Annotated in this window: 16 protein-coding genes; 8 read left to right on the top strand and 8 right to left on the bottom strand. The window is 62.3% G+C overall.

Annotation, left to right across the window (positions count from 1 at the left end):
• The first annotated feature begins 80 nt into the window (after nucleotides 1-80).
• Nucleotides 81-1,283 carry a pyridoxal phosphate-dependent aminotransferase gene (locus AADW22_RS06685; protein ID WP_407474528.1) on the top strand — a complete coding sequence of 401 codons (1,203 nt, stop codon included), beginning with the start codon at nucleotides 81-83 and terminating at the stop codon, nucleotides 1,281-1,283.
• 22 nt (nucleotides 1,284-1,305) lie between these two features.
• Complete coding sequence (locus tag AADW22_RS06680) at nucleotides 1,306-1,701, top strand: hypothetical protein (RefSeq protein WP_005852384.1); 396 nt, start codon at nucleotides 1,306-1,308, stop codon at nucleotides 1,699-1,701.
• A gap of 37 nt (nucleotides 1,702-1,738) precedes the next feature.
• Here AADW22_RS06680 and AADW22_RS06675 read toward each other — a convergent pair whose 3' ends face one another.
• Nucleotides 1,739-3,112: an MATE family efflux transporter gene (locus AADW22_RS06675; protein ID WP_005852382.1), complete on the bottom strand. Its 1,374-nt coding sequence runs from the start codon at nucleotides 3,110-3,112 to the stop codon at nucleotides 1,739-1,741.
• A 145-nt stretch (nucleotides 3,113-3,257) separates the two neighbouring features.
• Here AADW22_RS06675 and AADW22_RS06670 point away from each other — a divergent pair, with 145 nt between their 5' ends.
• Together AADW22_RS06670 and AADW22_RS06665 are read left to right on the top strand one after the other, a co-directional pair.
• A complete protein-coding gene (locus tag AADW22_RS06670) occupies nucleotides 3,258-4,403 on the top strand; it encodes an alpha/beta hydrolase family protein (protein ID WP_407474527.1) in 1,146 nt (381 codons plus the stop codon).
• Nucleotides 4,400-5,272, top strand: a complete 873-nt coding sequence (locus tag AADW22_RS06665; protein WP_407474526.1) for an alpha/beta fold hydrolase — start codon at nucleotides 4,400-4,402, stop codon at nucleotides 5,270-5,272. Before AADW22_RS06670 ends, AADW22_RS06665 begins: the two co-directional genes overlap by 4 nt.
• Nucleotides 5,273-5,296: 24 nt before the next feature.
• Here the strand turns inward: AADW22_RS06665 and AADW22_RS06660 are convergent, their stop codons facing one another.
• Complete coding sequence (locus tag AADW22_RS06660) at nucleotides 5,297-5,968, bottom strand: dimethylsulfonioproprionate lyase family protein (RefSeq protein WP_005852376.1); 672 nt, start codon at nucleotides 5,966-5,968, stop codon at nucleotides 5,297-5,299.
• A 150-nt stretch (nucleotides 5,969-6,118) separates the two neighbouring features.
• Between AADW22_RS06660 and AADW22_RS06655 the strand changes: the two genes are divergently transcribed.
• The 3 genes from AADW22_RS06655 to AADW22_RS06645 all read left to right on the top strand — a co-directional run bounded on the left by AADW22_RS06655 (nucleotide 6,119) and on the right by AADW22_RS06645 (nucleotide 9,841).
• Nucleotides 6,119-8,080, top strand: a complete 1,962-nt coding sequence (locus AADW22_RS06655; RefSeq protein ID WP_005852372.1) for a type IIA DNA topoisomerase subunit B — start codon at nucleotides 6,119-6,121, stop codon at nucleotides 8,078-8,080.
• Between the two features lie 71 nt (nucleotides 8,081-8,151).
• Nucleotides 8,152-8,928, top strand: a complete 777-nt coding sequence (locus AADW22_RS06650) for a DUF3800 domain-containing protein (protein WP_260005245.1) — start codon at nucleotides 8,152-8,154, stop codon at nucleotides 8,926-8,928.
• A 232-nt stretch (nucleotides 8,929-9,160) separates the two neighbouring features.
• The gene (locus AADW22_RS06645) at nucleotides 9,161-9,841 is read left to right on the top strand and encodes a hypothetical protein (protein ID WP_005852368.1); all 681 of its coding nucleotides are present in this window, start codon (nucleotides 9,161-9,163) and stop codon (nucleotides 9,839-9,841) included.
• Here AADW22_RS06645 and AADW22_RS06640 read toward each other — a convergent pair.
• Complete coding sequence (locus tag AADW22_RS06640) at nucleotides 9,838-10,323, bottom strand: c-type cytochrome (RefSeq protein ID WP_407474525.1); 486 nt, start codon at nucleotides 10,321-10,323, stop codon at nucleotides 9,838-9,840. The two genes, AADW22_RS06645 and AADW22_RS06640, sit on opposite strands and share 4 nt — an antisense overlap.
• 37 nt (nucleotides 10,324-10,360) lie before the next feature.
• On the opposite strand from AADW22_RS06640, the gene AADW22_RS06635 reads away from it, so the two are divergent.
• Complete coding sequence (locus AADW22_RS06635; protein ID WP_005852364.1) at nucleotides 10,361-10,795, top strand: DMT family transporter; 435 nt, start codon at nucleotides 10,361-10,363, stop codon at nucleotides 10,793-10,795.
• Between the two features lie 6 nt (nucleotides 10,796-10,801).
• Here AADW22_RS06635 and AADW22_RS06630 read toward each other — a convergent pair whose 3' ends face one another.
• The 5 genes from AADW22_RS06630 to proS all read right to left on the bottom strand — a co-directional run bounded on the left by AADW22_RS06630 (nucleotide 10,802) and on the right by proS (nucleotide 15,640).
• Nucleotides 10,802-11,536: a calcium-binding protein gene (locus tag AADW22_RS06630; protein WP_407474524.1), complete on the bottom strand. Its 735-nt coding sequence runs from the start codon at nucleotides 11,534-11,536 to the stop codon at nucleotides 10,802-10,804.
• Nucleotides 11,537-11,618: 82 nt separating this feature from the next.
• Nucleotides 11,619-12,302: an ABC transporter ATP-binding protein gene (locus AADW22_RS06625; protein ID WP_005852360.1), complete on the bottom strand. Its 684-nt coding sequence runs from the start codon at nucleotides 12,300-12,302 to the stop codon at nucleotides 11,619-11,621.
• Entirely contained in the window at nucleotides 12,295-13,542 is a 1,248-nt protein-coding gene (locus tag AADW22_RS06620) for a lipoprotein-releasing ABC transporter permease subunit (protein ID WP_009826523.1), read from the bottom strand. The genes AADW22_RS06625 and AADW22_RS06620 overlap by 8 nt, the downstream gene beginning before the upstream one ends.
• 158 nt (nucleotides 13,543-13,700) lie before the next feature.
• The gene (locus tag AADW22_RS06615) at nucleotides 13,701-14,213 is read right to left on the bottom strand and encodes a DUF2937 family protein (RefSeq protein WP_407474523.1); all 513 of its coding nucleotides are present in this window, start codon (nucleotides 14,211-14,213) and stop codon (nucleotides 13,701-13,703) included.
• A gap of 86 nt (nucleotides 14,214-14,299) precedes the next feature.
• Complete coding sequence (proS, locus tag AADW22_RS06610) at nucleotides 14,300-15,640, bottom strand: proline--tRNA ligase (protein WP_009826521.1); 1,341 nt, start codon at nucleotides 15,638-15,640, stop codon at nucleotides 14,300-14,302.
• Nucleotides 15,641-15,694: the final 54 nt, after the last annotated feature.

Here is a 15,694-nt window from a genome sequence, read left to right as displayed (position 1 = left end):
CCTGTTTGGACCGATCTGGCTTGATCGGTGCGGGGGTGCGCCCTATGAGGGTGCTGCACACATATCAAACTGAGGCCGAAATGGAACTGCTGTCCAAGACCCTTGCGCGCGTAAAACCGTCGCCCACCATCGCCGTGACCCAAAAAGCTGCCGAGCTGAAGGCCGCAGGCAAGGATGTGATCGGGCTGGGTGCCGGAGAGCCGGATTTCGACACGCCGCAGAACATCAAGGACGCCGGTATCGCAGCGATCACCGCGGGCAAGACCAAATACACCGCCGTGGACGGTATCCCCGAGCTGAAGCATGCGATTTGCGCCAAGTTCAAGCGTGACAATGGGCTGGACTATACGCCGTCTCAGGTCAGCGTCGGGACGGGTGGCAAGCAGATCCTGTACAACGCGCTGATGGCCACGATGAACCCCGGTGAAGAGGTCGTGATCCCTGCGCCCTATTGGGTCAGCTACCCCGACATGGTGCTGCTGGCCGGTGGCACGCCGGTGATTGCCCCCGCGACGCTGGAGAATGACTTCAAGCTGACCCCAGAGGCGTTGGAAGAGGCGATCACGCCCAACACCAAATGGTTCATCTTCAACTCGCCCTCGAACCCCACGGGCGCGGGCTATAGCTGGGATGAGCTGAAGGCGTTGACCGACGTGTTGATGCGTCACCCCCATGTCTGGGTGATGACCGATGATATGTATGAACATCTGGCCTATGATGATTTCAAGTTCTGCACGCCTGCGCAGGTGGAGCCCGCGCTGTATGACCGTACGTTGACGGTCAACGGTGTGTCCAAAGCCTATGCCATGACCGGCTGGCGCATCGGCTATGCGGCGGGGCCGGAAAAGCTGATCGGCGCGATGCGCAAGGTACAGTCGCAATCCACGTCGAACCCCTGCACCGTCAGCCAATGGGCCGCGGTGGAGGCGTTGAACGGCACGCAGGATTACATCGCCGAGAACAACAAGATGTTCACCCGCCGTCGCAATCTGGTGGTGGATATGCTGAGCGAGATCGACGGCATCGTCTGCCCCAAACCCGAAGGCGCGTTCTATGTCTATCCGTCCATCGCAGGGTTGATCGGCAAGACCACCCCGTCGGGCGTCACCATCACCGATGACGAGGTTTTCGCCACCGCGCTGCTGGAAGACACCGGTGTTGCCGTCGTCTTTGGCGCGGCCTTCGGCCTGAGCCCGAACTTCCGCATCAGCTATGCCACCTCGGACGAGGCGCTGAAAGAAGCCTGCACCCGTTTGCAGCAGTTCTGCGCCGCGCTGAGCTAAGCCAGACCGTAAAGGAGCCCCCATGGCGAGCGACCTGCCAGAGTATTACTTTCGCGTGCGCGAGAATGGCGCGGCGGTGTTTCGCGTGGATGCAGAGAACCGCCAGCGGCGGATCGAGATGGACCAGATCGCCGTTGTGAACATCCGCAACGGCGAGATCAAACCCCAAGGCGATCGCGTGCTGTCGGACGGCGATCTGGAGCGTATCCGCCAGTGGATGACCGAGCGCGCACAGGTGCTGGCGCAACGCGACATCGACGATATTCACCGTGCGGTGGATTATCTGAACCTGACAACGCAGTGGGTGCAGTCAAAGGCCACGGACGACCAGCTTGATGCCGTCACGGACGCGCTGCTGTTGGCGATGCATGATCTGCGCAGCACATTGGTACGCAAGAAGGCCGACCGGCTGCCCTAGGCGGCTGCCCTAGGCGGCTGCCAGTCAGCAGGTGGTGTTACGCGGCTGCGGGGTCTGTTGGCCCCAGACGTTTCAGCACGCTGCCCCAGAAGCGCGCGTTCAGCAGGATCGCCGCCACGCCAAGGCCAAAGACCAGCCCAAGCCAGACGCCGACCCCTTCAAGATCAAAGACAAAGCCCAGCAGATACGACGCGGGCATGCCCACGATCCAGTAGCTGAAGCCCGCAAGGAGCATCGGCACTGTGGTGTCCTGCACTCCGCGTAGAATGCCCAAGGCCACGGCCTGCGCGCCATCGACAAGCTGGAACAGTGACGCCATCGCCAGCAGCCCCACCCCGATCACAAGGATCTGGTCACGCGCGGGTTCGTCACGTTGCATGAACAGGTTGATCAGCGGTTCGGGCCACATCACGAAGACAAAGATCGTCAACACTGCGACCAGCGCCGACATCACCGTCGCGGTGATCGCGCCACGCGCCAGATGCGCCGGGTCGCGGCGGCCATAGGCATTGCCTGCGCGGATCGTAGCCACGTTGCTGATACCAAGGTGCACCATAAAGGTGATTGATGCCAGTTGCAGCGCGATGCCGTGGGCGGCCAGCGCCACGGTTCCCAGCCAACCCATCATAACGGCGCTGGCGGCAAAGAGCCCGACCTCGCTGAGCCCTGTGAAGCCGATGGGCAGACCAAGGCGGAAGACACGGGCCAACATCTCCCAATCAGGGCGCCAGAGGCGGACAAACATCTGGTGTTGCGGCATTTTCCACAGCACATAGATCACCACGGCGACCAGCGACACGCTGTGCGACGTGACAGAGGCGATGGCCGCACCGCGCACGCCAAGCTCTGGCGCGCCCCAGTTGCCGAAGATGAACGCATAGTTGGCCAGCACATTCGCGACGCCCGCCAGCAGCGTAATCCACAGCACGACCTGTGTGCGTTCCAGCGCGGCGAGGTAGCTTTTCAGCACCATGACCATCAGCGCGGGGAAGATGCCCCAAGCAGCGATGAACAGATAGCCGTCCACCATATCGGCCAGCGCCTGATCCTGCCCCATCAACGCCATGATCGGCCGCGACCAGATCATCAGCGGCAGCGCCAGCACGGCAAAGCCCATCGACAGCCACATGCCCATGCGGGTGGCGCGGCGCAGGCCGACCTCGTCGCCCTCGGCGTCAAAGGCGGCGACCAGCGGCATCACGCCCCATGCAAAGCCCGACCCGAAGATCAGCAGCACGAAGAAATAGGTGCTGGCGAGGGTGACAGCGGCCAGCGCCTCTACGCTGTACCAACCCGCCATGACCGTATCGGAGACCCCGATCGCGATCTGCCCCAGATGCCCGCCTACAAGCGGAAGCCCCATCACGGTGATGGCTCGGGCGTGGCCCGGATATGTCATTTGCTGTGTCATGCGCCTTTCCTACGCCGCCCTGCCCGCAAGGGGAAGAGCCGATGACCTAGGGGAAGGCAGCGCGGCGGTCTGCGTGGTCGGGCGGGCTTGCACCCCGCGGCTGGCCGCGCCACAGTCGCGACACCGAAGTTGGGAGGATACCGCCTTGCACAACCGCATCGATCTGCTGCGCCCCGACGCGCCAGCGCTGGCGCAGCGTGGCCCCCATCCCGTCGGCGTGACCACCCTGACCGCCCCTGTGTCCGACACGCGCCAATTGACGCTAGAGGTCTGGTATCCGGCGGCCGAGGGCACGGGTGCGGGGACGTCCTATGCCACCTTGCTGCGCGACGGTGTGACGCCGACTGTGTTGCACGGGTCGGCCTGCCGCGAGGCTTTTGTCGCCACGGGATTTTCCGCGCCGCTGATCGTGATCTCGCACGGGTATCCCGGGAACCGCTTTTTGCTGAGCCATCTGGCGGAATCCCTTGCGCGCCAAGGGTTTGTCGTGGCGGCACCGGATCACGCGGGCAGTACCTACGAGGATCAGCAAGCCTTCGGGGTGACGTTGCTGAACCGTCCGCTGGACCAGCGCGCGGTGATTGACGCGATGGAGGCGCTGACGGGCCCCTTGGGCGATCTGGTGGATTGTCGCCGCGTCGGGCTGATCGGCTATTCCATGGGCGGTTACGGGGCGATGATCTTTGGCGGGGCGGGTCTGGCCGAGACGGCGTTGCAGCATCCGCGCGCGCCCGAGGGCGGCAGCCTTGCGCGGCATCTTGCGGGGTCAAAGACCCACGCCGCCCTGCGCGACCCGCGGCTGTGCGCGATCATGCCCATCGGACCTTGGGGCAACGGGCAGGCGATGTGGGATGCCGATGGGCTGGCGCAGATGGACACGCCGCTGTTCATGATGGCCGGCACCGTCGACGATGTATCAGACTATGCCGCGATGCGCCGCCTCTTCACCGGCTGCGCCAGCGACCGCTATTTGTTAAGCTTTATCAACGCGGGCCATAATGCCGCCGCGCCGATCCCTGCCCCGCTGGAAAGCTGGGCGCATTCGGATCTGCTGGGGTGGGCACCGTTCCAGCACTATGCCGATCCGGTCTGGGACACGCTGCGCATGAACAATATCGCGCAACATTATGCGGCGGCCTTTATGGGGATGCATCTGCGCGGTGACGACACCGCAGGGATGCTGGACGGGGCTGACTGGCCCGGTTTCGCCCCGGGCACCGCCGCAGGGCTGCGACTGGAGCATTTGCCCGCCGGCCCCGCCCCGGACAAACCGAAAAGGAAGACGACATGACCGCCCATTGGACCGAAACCCGCCAGATCAACGGCAATCCTTTCTTTATCCGCCACTGGGGCGATGAGGACGCGCCCAAGCTGCTGATGCTGCACGGCTTTCCCGAATATTCGGGCGCGTGGAACGATCTGGCCCCGCTGCTGGCCAAGCGGTTCCATTGCATTGCCCCCGACCAGCGCGGCTACGGGCAAAGCTGGCGACCCGCCGAGGTAGAGCAGTATAAGACATCGAAGCTGGTGGCGGATATGGCGGCGTTGATCGGGGACGACCCCGTGATCCTGTTGGGCCATGACTGGGGGGCCTCTGTCGCCTATGCGCTGACCATCGGGCGGCCTGATCTGGTATCGAAGCTGATCATCATGAACGGCGTCCACCCCGCCCCCTTCCAGCGCGAGCTTGCCAAGGGCGGCGCGCAGACCGATGCGTCGCAATACATCCACTTCCTGCGCCGTGAGGGGTCGGAAGATATTCTGGCCGCGGATGATTTCGACAAGCTGATGGGGCTGTTCTCGGCGCATATGGATATGAGCTGGCTAGAGGGCGAGACGCTGGCGGGCTACAAGGACGCCTGGCGTGATGCGGCGGGGCTGCGCGGGATGGTGAACTGGTATCGCGCCTCTCCGCTGAAGCTGGGGGCCGAGGGCGAGGCGATTGACGACGCGCTCAGCTTTGATCCGGCGCGGTTGCAGGTGCGCTGCCCGCATCTGCTGGTCTGGGGCACCGATGATACCGCGCTGCTGCCCGAGACGACCCGCGGGCTTGAGGACTACGCCCCTGACCTGACCCGCGTCACCATCGAGGGCGCGGATCACTGGCTGCATCACCAAAAACCGCAAGAGGTGGCGGAGGCCATTCTGAACTGGCTTTAGGCCACGCCTGCCCCGTCCCGCGTTTTACTTGCGCGCGCGGGTAAAGACCATTTTCTGCTGGTGCAGATCGGCAGGATCGCCCATCCACGCATAGGCCAGAAGCGCCGGCTCGCGGTCCCCCACGGTGATGCGGTGCAGATGTTCGGGCGGGTTAAAGATCATCGAACCGGGCACATAGACGCCCTGATGGTTCTCGGACACCGCGCCGGACAGGCAGACGTAGCTTTCGGTTATCCCCTTATGGGCATGGGCCGGATAGGTGCAGCCCGGCGCGAAGAGCACCACGCCCAGAATGATATCATGGCTGACCACCGGCCCCTGCGCCCCTGCCAGTTCGGCATAGGCATAGCTGTTGGTCAGCCCCTTGGGGACTTTCTCGTAGCCGTATTGCCAGCTGAGGTCATGGGCCACGGCATCCAGCGCCCGGACCGCGGGGGCCAAGGCCCCCTGCTTGCCCTCGTCCAGCGCGCGGCGCAGATGGGCGGTGACGGGCTTTTCCGCACGCGGCTGCAACCGCAGTTCGGCATTGCCCCGCAGCAGCCTAGCGATGGCCTCGCGCGCCTTGCGTTGATGGCTTTTGATCCGGTCGCTGCCGCCCGCGGGCAGGTAGCGATAAAGCTCGTCACATTCCTGCATCATATAGCGCCAGTCGGGCACATCGCGCAGGGTGGTGGGGGCAGCGGTGTCAAACGTCATGGCAAGCCTTCCAACGGTTTCCTGCCCCGATGATAGCAAAGGCACAGCCGCAGGAAACACCGCATTGCGACGTCATCCGCCCTTCCCCCGACCATAGCGCTCTGGCATAGTGGGAGGCTCAACAAAAGCAACAGACAGGCAGGCCCCTACATGTCCGATCTTCTTTCCGGTGCGCAGAGCAACGCCAAGGAATATGATGCCTCTTCGATCCAGGTTCTTGAGGATATGGAGCACGTGCGCCTGCGCCCCGGCATGTACATCGGGGGCAAGGACGATCGCGCGCTGCACCATATGGTCGCGGAAATCATCGATAACTCGATGGACGAGGCGGTGGCGGGCCATGCCACCTGGATTGAACTGGAACTGCATGAAAACGGCCATGTCACCGTGCGTGACAACGGGCGCGGCATTCCCACCGATCCGCACCCCAAAGACCCCAGCAAATCGGCGCTGGAGATCATCTTTTGCACATTGAACGCGGGCGGCAAATTCTCGGGCGATTCGTACGAGACTTCGGGCGGTCTGCACGGCGTGGGGTCGTCCGTGGTCAACGCGCTGTCGGATCACCTCCGGGTCGAGGTCGCGCGCAATCGCGAGCTGTTCGCGATGGAGTTTTCGCGCGGCATCCCCCAAGGCAAACTTGAAAAGATCGGCGCCGCCCCGAACCGGCGCGGCACGGCTGTCACCTTCCACCCCGATGCAGAGATCTTTGGCCCGCTCAAGCTCAAGCCCGCGCGGCTGTTCGCGATGGCGCGGTCCAAGGCCTATCTGTTTTCCGGCGTTGAAATCCGCTGGAAATGCGGCCAGCAGGACGGCGACACCCCGCAAGAGGCGACGTTCCACTTCCCCGGCGGCCTGTCGGACTATCTGAACGAGACGTTGAAAGGGTCGACAACCTACGCCGAGCATCCCTTTGGCGGCACCGTCGACTTCCGCGAGAAATTCAACGCACCGGGCAAGGTCGAATGGGCGATCAACTGGACGCCGTCGCGCGATGGCTTCATCCAGTCCTATTGTAACACCATCCCCACCCCCGAAGGCGGCACCCACGAGGCGGGCTTCTGGTCCGCGATCCTGAAGGGTGTCAAAGCCTATGGCGAGCTGGTCGGCAACAAGAAGGCCGGCACCATCACCCGCGACGATCTTATCACCGGCGGCTGTGCGCTGGTGTCCTGCTTTATCCGCGAGCCTGAATTCGTCGGCCAGACCAAGGACCGTCTGGCGACGGTGGACGCGCAGCGCATGGTGGAAAACGCCGTGCGCGACCACTTTGACAACTGGTTGGCGGCGGATACCAAAAGCGCGGGTGCGATCCTTGATTTCCTTGTGCTGCGCGCCGAAGAACGCCTGCGCCGCCGTCAGGAAAAAGAGACCGCGCGCAAGACCGCCACGAAAAAGCTGCGCCTGCCCGGCAAACTGACCGACTGTACCTCCAAGACACGCGAAGGCACCGAGCTGTTCATCGTGGAGGGCGATTCCGCCGGTGGCTCCGGCAAGGGCGCGCGCAACCGGAACACGCAAGCCTTGCTGCCGCTGAAGGGCAAGATCCTTAACGTATTGGGGGCCGCGTCGAGCAAGCTGAACACCAATGCCGAGATCAACGATCTATGCGAGGCGCTTGGCGTCGGGATGGGCACGAAGTTCAACCTTGATGACCTGCGCTATGACAAGATCATCATCATGACCGACGCGGATGTCGACGGGGCCCATATCGCGGCGCTGCTGATGACGTTCTTCTACACCCAGATGCGCCCGATGATCGACGCCGGGCACCTCTACCTCGCCTGTCCGCCGCTTTACCGTCTGACCCAAGGGGCCAAGCGCGTCTATGTGGCGGATGATGCGGAAAAGGACATGTGGCTTGAGAAAGGCCTGGGCGGCAAAGGCAAGATCGATCTGCAACGGTTCAAGGGTCTGGGCGAGATGGACGCGAAAGACCTGAAAGAGACCACGATGGACCCCACCACCCGCAAGCTGATCCGCGTCACCGTCGACGAAGACATGCCCGGAGAGACCGGCGATCTGGTCGAGCGTCTGATGGGGAAGAAGCCCGAGCTACGCTACCAGTATATCCAGGAGAACGCCCAGTTTGTGGAGGAGCTGGATGTTTGATTGGGGGATGCGAAGCAACGCTTCAGACCCCTTTGCGCTAGTGACGATCACCTCGTAAAGGAACTATGCGGATGAGATTTTGTTTTGTTGATGAGAGTGGCACGCCGCCCAACAAACCAAATGCCAGCCGTCCTTACTTTACACTTGGTGCAGCCATAGTTGACGCCTCTGATTGGCGTGAGTGTAATAATAAAATCCACGGCTTTAAGGTCCGCAACCACATCTTCGGCGAACTCAAGTGGCGGTTTTTTGCGCCGCATAATCGCGACAAAGACAACCCCTTGCTAGATGCTTCAGCGAGTGATCGGAAAGCTTTAAGTCTTGAGTTTGCGGCTTTAATTGGCAGCCTCCCGCTACAATTGATTGTATGTGTAACGGATGTCGAGGCCGCATTCACCTACAACTCTGTAAACAATCAACAAGAACTATATTATTTTACTTACAAGCCAATTACCGAGCGCTTCCAATATCTCCTCCAAGAGCATAACGATATTGGCATCGTTGTAGCCGATCACAGAGGACGTTCAGATGACAAACTCTTCAGAGCGCATCACTCTTCATTAACCTCGGCAGGGGATCGCAACAAATCTGGGTACTCTAGGCTTATTGAGGGCTTATTCCTTCAAGACTCCGCACATTCAACGGGCATTCAAATTGCGGATTATGTTACTGGCGCAATCCACAGAGCCTATAGCGTCGGCGATGGTGAACACGCTGCGCTATTAAAACAGAATATGCGAGGATTTAAACAGCAGGCTATCCTTGGCAGAGGAATGATACTGCATCCTAAGAAGGGCTTCCGCCTTAGGAATAAGACGTCGGGCGGGGTCGTAACCCCGGCGCCATGAGTGTCAGGCTCCCGAACGTAACAGTAAGTTACTATCGATCATGAGATTAATCAAGAGTGCCATTTTAGAATGACCTACGCCAAAACGTTTGAATAACGTCTGTGCTGTGCCAGAGATGCCCCCCGGGGCTCCGCCCGTTCGCCCCTGAAACCTTCCCTCGGACGATTTCAACACAGGCCTCGTGTCAAAAATACCGCTTGATCCGCACTGCGCTTTCACTCAACGTTTCGGCATGATCCGCGCCTTCATCCTCCTCATGTTTCTGGCCTCTTGCGGGCGGCCGTTGACCCAGAATGAGCTGCTGTTCGCGGGCGATATCATGGGGGATACGCTCAATTACCCCAAGGTGCGGCTGCATGACGGGTCGCCCTCGCGCGGGGTGACGATGACGCGCAAGGCGCGGCCGCGCACGACCTGTCGCGAGCGTATCCTGCCGCCCGAAAAGGTCGGCGAGGTGATCACCACCAAACCCGCTGCCGTGGCGCTCTGGAATACGGTGCTGTTTGACGAAGACTGGTATCTGGACGATTACCTGCCCGACTATCCCGACCGGATCGGGCTGATCGCGGCGATGATCTTTGCCCATGAGCTGACCCATATCTGGCAGTGGCAGAACCGCAAGACGACGGGCTATTCGCCGCTGCGTGCGGCGTTTGAACATGGCGGCGGGGCGGACCCGTATCTCTTTGATCTGGAGAGCGACCCGAAGTTTCTGGATTTTGCCTTTGAACAACAAGGCTCTATCGTCGAGGAATTCGTCTGCTGTCGCGCGTTGGACCCGCAGGCACCGCGCACCAAACGGCTGCATGCGCTGATCTCGCAAGAAATGCCCGTAGCACCCCTGCCCCAAAGCCGGCCCTATGCGGTGCGGATGCCCTGGGACGGGGTCGAGGTGAACGGGATCTGTAGTTAACGCTGGATGCTTTCAAGATAGACCAGCAGCCCCGCCAGCACCCGTGGAGTGGGCGTCAACTGGCCATCCAGATCGACTGGCACCAGATCCAGCGCCATGCCCTCGCCAAACTGCGGCATCACCCGTTGCAGGTGGCTGTCTGTGGCATCGCCCGCCGGGTCGCCGTAGATATAGGCCAGCGTTCTGGTCTGCGGAAACCGCCCGCCATTGTCGCGCGCCAGGAGGGTCAGGTCGCGGGGCTGCGGGCGAAGGCCCTTGGCCGCGGCACCGGCCCCTTGGGCGTTCAGCCCGTGGCATTGCACACAGTTCTCGGCAAACAACGCCGCCCCTTCCACGCGGTCGGGGGCGTCGGGCGGGGTCTGTGCGGGCATACAGGCGGCCAGCCCCAAGAACAGCGGCACGCCGAGGGCGATTGTGGTTTTCATCATATGATCCTCCGGTAGGTCACGGGGATGCTTGCCCTTGGCGGGGGTCTTCGCCATGATCTGGATCAAGAAACGGGAAAGATTAGGAATACTCATGGCGCATTATGCAGTTGTGATGCTTTTGGCCGGGGTTGGCATTCCCGTTCTGGCCGCGTTGAACGCAGGGCTTGGCAGCCGGATCGGATCCCCTGCGGCAGCGGCTACGGTGCTGTTTGTGGTGGCGTTCACCGTCAGCTTGCTGGTCGCGATGCTGGTGGGGCGGCAAGGGTTTGCGCAGATCCCCGCGGCCCCGAAGCATCTGCTGCTTGCCGGATTTCTGGTGGCCTTCTACATCCTGTCGATCACCTTTATCGCGCCGCATTTCGGCGTCGGCAATGCGGTGTTCTTTGTTCTGGTGGGCCAGCTTTTCAGCGCCGCGGCGATTGACCATTTCGGGCTGTTCGGCGCGCAGGTGGCGCCCTTGGGGGCCGCGCGGGCGGCTGGCATTGCCCTGATGTGTGCCGGTGTCTGGTTGACCCAGCAAGCCTGAGAACGATCAGGCCTCGTCTTGTAGCGGGTTGGTCAGCACAAAGAGGATTTCATCCTCCGCCAATGGGTTTTCGACCCCCGGCAGGGTGATGGTAAGCCCTGTGCTGAGCGTGACCGTCAACTCCCCATCCGCGACGGTCTGATCGGTGACAGCGGCGTTTTCATCGTCGGTTTCGACAATCAGGGCATCGGTGCCCACGTCATAATCGGTGACCGTGATCCCGCCTGTGGCACCATAGATCGCGGTGAAGCTGTCCGCGCCCGTGCCCCCGATGCCGGTGTCATTCGCCCCCAATCGCAGGCTGTCGTCGCCGTCTTCGCCGATCAGCTCGTCCGCGACCTCGTCGTCGCTGCCGTCCTGGGCGTTGACCCCGCCCGAAAGCGTGTCATTGCCCTGCCCGCCAAACAGGATGTCGCGCCCGTCGGTGCCTTGCAATGTATCATCCCCCGCCGTGCCGGTTTGCGACTGTGTCTCGTCCTCGGGCGGTTGCGCGGTGTCGTCGATCGTCTCGACCGCTGGATCCTCCGCGGTCGGGACATCGGTTGGTGCCTCGGCTTCAGGCTCTGCCGGGTCGGGGGTCAGCGCATCGTCCATGCCTGCGCCCGTGGTCGTCCCCATATCGGGCATGCCGATGGGGATTTCTTCGTCCTCGACCTCATCCTCCGTATCATCGCCAAACGGGTCAAACACGGCCAGCATGGGGCCGAAAGCGGCAAAGAGCATGACGAGCAAAGGTGACATGGCAGCATCCTGTTTTGACACAGTTTGCCCCCTGCTCGTGGCACCAGTTGGGTCTGGGTAAGGATAAATTAAGGCAGCCGCCTTAAAGCGCGACGAGCTGCCCCGCTTCAAGCCGGATCTGGCGGTCCATCCGCGCGGCAAGCTCAAGGTTATGGGTCGCGATCACCGCCGACAGCCCCGTGCCCCGCACCAGCGTCATCAACGCGGCAAAGACCTGATCCGAGGTGGTCGGATCAAGGTTGCCTGTGGGCTCATCCGCCAGCAGCAGCCGTGGCGCATTGGCCAGCGCACGACAGAACGCGACCCGTTGCTGTTCGCCCCCCGACAGCGCCGCCGGGCGGTGGTCGGCGCGGTGGCCGATGCCGACCTCGTCCAACAGCGACAGCGCGCGGGTTTGCGCCTCGGACTGCGAGACACCGTTTGCCAGCTGCGGCAGGACGATATTTTCCAGTGCGGAGAATTCCGGTAGCAGGTGGTGGAACTGATAGATAAACCCCACATCGCGCCGCCGCACGCCTGTGCGTTTGCGATCGGACTGCCCTGTCATATCGGTGCCGCCAATCTCGACCGTCCCCGCGTCGGGCGTGTCCAGCAGACCCGCGATATGCAGCAGCGTTGACTTGCCCGCGCCAGAGGGGGCGACCAGTGCGACGACCTCTCCGGCGGCGACGGTCAGGTCGATGCCGCGCAACACGTTGACTTCGTTCGGTTGGCCGGGGTTGTAGGATTTGCCAATCCCCGAGAGCCGCAAAACAGGATCATTCATAGCGCAGCGCCTCGACTGGGTTCATGCGCGCGGCACGGCGCGCGGGGAAGATGGTAACGACGAACGACAGGCCAAGCGACAGGCCGATGGCCGACATCACGTCACCGAATTGCAGTTTGGCGGGCAGGAAGTAGATGCCGCGGATCGACGGATCCCATGCGTTGCCGCCCGAGATGTAGTTCACGACGGCAAAAATCTGATCGACATAGAGCGCGAAGAGACAGCCAAGGATCACCCCCATCGCGGTGCCGATGATGCCCGTGAAGGCCCCGCAGATGAAGAACACGCGCAGGATTGACCCTTCGCTCAGCCCCATGGTGCGCAGGATCCCGATGTCGCGCCCCTTGTTCTTGACCAGCATGATCAGGCCCGAGACGATATTCATCGCCGCGATCAAGACAAGGATGCTGAGGATCACGAACATCACGCGGTCCTCGATATCCAGCGCGCTTAAAAACGAGCCCGACGCATCGCGCCATGTCCAGATCAGGCCGCGTTCCCCCGCGGCGGATAGCAGCGGCACGGTCAGATCATCCACGCTATCGGGGTTTTCGACCATCACCTCAAGCTCGTCGGCGACGCCTTCGCGGTTGAAGAAGGATTGTGCCTCGGCCAGAGGCAGATAGGCGCGGGTGCGGTCGATGTCATAGCGACCGGCCGAGAAGATATAGGTCACCTCGTAGCCATTCACGCGGGGCGAGGTGCCAAAGGCGGTTTTCACCCCGTTCGGAGAGATGATCTTGATCGTGTCGCCCAAGCCGACCCGCAGTGCTTGTGCCACGCCGGACCCGATGGCGATGCCCTGTTCGAAATCGGCCAGATCGCCGTCGGCGGTTTCGGGGTTGGCGATGCGCGGGATATTGGCCAGATCGGCGGCCTCAATGCCGAAAATCTCGATCCCCGCGTTGGCCTGACCCTTGTTGGCCATCACCTGACCGCGCACCAAAGGGGCCACCTGTGTCACGCCCGGCACCTGGGCCACACGCGCGGCCATCTCGGTGTAATCGGGTATCCCCGTCTGGGACACGCCGTTCTCATCCACCGACGCCATATTATACACGGTCACATGGGCATTGGCCCCAAGGATCGTATCGACGAATTCAGCCCGAAAGCCCGACCGCACGGCAAGGGTCGCGATCAGGGCAAAAACCGCCAGCGTGATCCCGATCAGGCTAATCCAGGTCATCACGCTCACGCCGCCTTCGGCGCGACGCGCACGCAGATAGCGCCAGGCGATCATCCATTCAAAAGGGGCGAAGGGCGGTGTCGAGGATACTGGTTTGGCCAAGGGATGGTTCCGATCTGGGATCAATCGCGCGCAACCTCGCGGTTTCGGCGCATCGGGTCAAGCGAGGAGTGGTCGCGCGGCAGGGTGTACCGCAGGTAAAGGCACGGGTGTCATCGGCCCTGCGCCGGTATGCGGGCGCCGCGCCGCCGGAACGGGGCACGCAACAGTCGCAGCAGCGCCCCAAGCCCCAAGCCGCCCGCGACAAAACCGACGCCAGCAAACACCACCCCGGCAAAATTCAACGGTACGGCGGGCTGAAACGCCTGCCACGCCGCCCCCGCGATCTGCGGGTCCGACATCTGCGGCAGGTGGTAGGCGCGCATGAAAGGCCCCTGCCCCTGCAATCGGGTCAGGGCGGTTTGCAATGTCTCGTAGCGGGTAAAGGTCGCGGCCATATCGGCGCGGCGCCGCTCCATGAACGCGGTGCCGGTCATCTGCGCCAGGGCATCGCTGCGCGACAGGCCGACCGCTTGGGCGCTGGCATCGAAATCGGCAACGACCTCGTGCAGCGCATCGACCGCCCCGCCCAACCGTTGCAGATATTGCTGTGAGTACTCGGGGAATTGCGAGGTCACCGCCGCGCCCGCCACACCGCCAGCAAGGGTCAGCGCCCGCAGGATCATGAAACGCCCCAAAGGTCCAATACGCAGCGCTTCATGATCCGCCCCCGTTCTTCAAGGCCCGTCGTTACAAGGCCCGTCGTTAAAGGTTAAGCGATACCGCGATAAATCCCGGCGATCTTTTCAACCGCGGCCTCGGGCGTCATCTCTTCACTTTCGCCGGTGCGGCGCGAGGTCAGCTCGACCACACCGTTTTTCAGCCCCCGCGGCCCGACGGTGATCCGCCATGGCAGACCGATCAGGTCCATCGTCGCGAACTTGCCACCCGCGCGTTCCTTGGTGTCGTCATACAGCGGGTCCAGACCCAGAGCCTGCAGGCTGGCATATAGCGCGTCACAGGCCGCATCCGCCTGTTCGTCGCCCTGCTTGAGGTTCACAATCCCCACATGGAAGGGCGTCACGCCCTCGGGCCAGATGATGCCCTTGTCGTCATGCGATGCCTCGATGATCGCGCCCAGCAGTCGGCTGACGCCGATGCCGTGCGACCCCATGTGCACCGGCACGGGCTTGCCGTCGGGCCCCTGTACGGTCGCCCCCATCGGTTCGGAATATTTCGTCCCGAAATAGAAGATCTGCCCCACTTCGATCCCGCGCGCGCTGCGCTGGCGTTCAGCGGGGACTTCGGCAAAGAGCGCTTCGTCATGGGTCTCGTCCGTGCGGGCATAGCGCGAGGTGAACTCCTCCATCACCGCCTGACACTGATCGACGGAATCATAATCGATCTCGCGGTCGCCGAACTTCAGCTCGGTGATCTGGCTGTCATAGAACACCTCGGATTCGCCGGTTTCCGCCAGCACGAGGAATTCATGCGTGTCGTCGCCGCCGATCGGGCCGGAATCCGCGCGCATCGGGATCGCCTGGAGCCCCATGCGTTCATAGCTGCGCAGATAGGTCACCAGATGGCGGTTATAGGCGTGCAGCGCATCTTCTTTCGTCAGATCAAAGGTATAGCCGTCCTTCATCAGGAACTCGCGGCCCCGCATGACGCCGAAACGGGGGCGGACCTCGTCGCGGAATTTCCACTGGATGTGGTATAGCGTCATCGGCAGGTCCTTGTACGACCCGACGTGGCTGCGGAAGATATCGGTGATCATTTCCTCGTTCGTGGGACCATAAAGCATGTCACGGTCCTGACGGTCCTTGATGCGCAGCATCTCGGGGCCGTAGGCGTCAAAGCGGCCGGATTCCTTCCACAGGTCCGCCGATTGCAGCGTCGGCATCAGCATCGGGATGTGGCCCGCACGCTGCTGTTCTTCGTGCACGATGGTTTCGATCTTGCGCAGCACCTTGAAGCCAAGCGGCAGCCACGAATAGATCCCCGCCGCCGATTGCTTGATCATGCCCGCCCGCAGCATCAACCGGTGGCTGACAATCTGCGCCTCAGAGGGGTTTTCCTTGAGCACAGGCAAAAAATAACGGGACAGACGCATGATGATCCTCTCAGAGTGTGTTGGCACCTGACTATGATAATCCCCGCGCCGAGA

The organism is Sulfitobacter sp. PM12 (genome assembly GCF_045586035.1).
Lineage (GTDB): Bacteria > Pseudomonadota > Alphaproteobacteria > Rhodobacterales > Rhodobacteraceae > Sulfitobacter > Sulfitobacter pontiacus.
The sequence above is the reverse complement of the archived record's forward strand: the minus strand, read 5'-3'. Positions and strand labels throughout refer to the sequence as shown.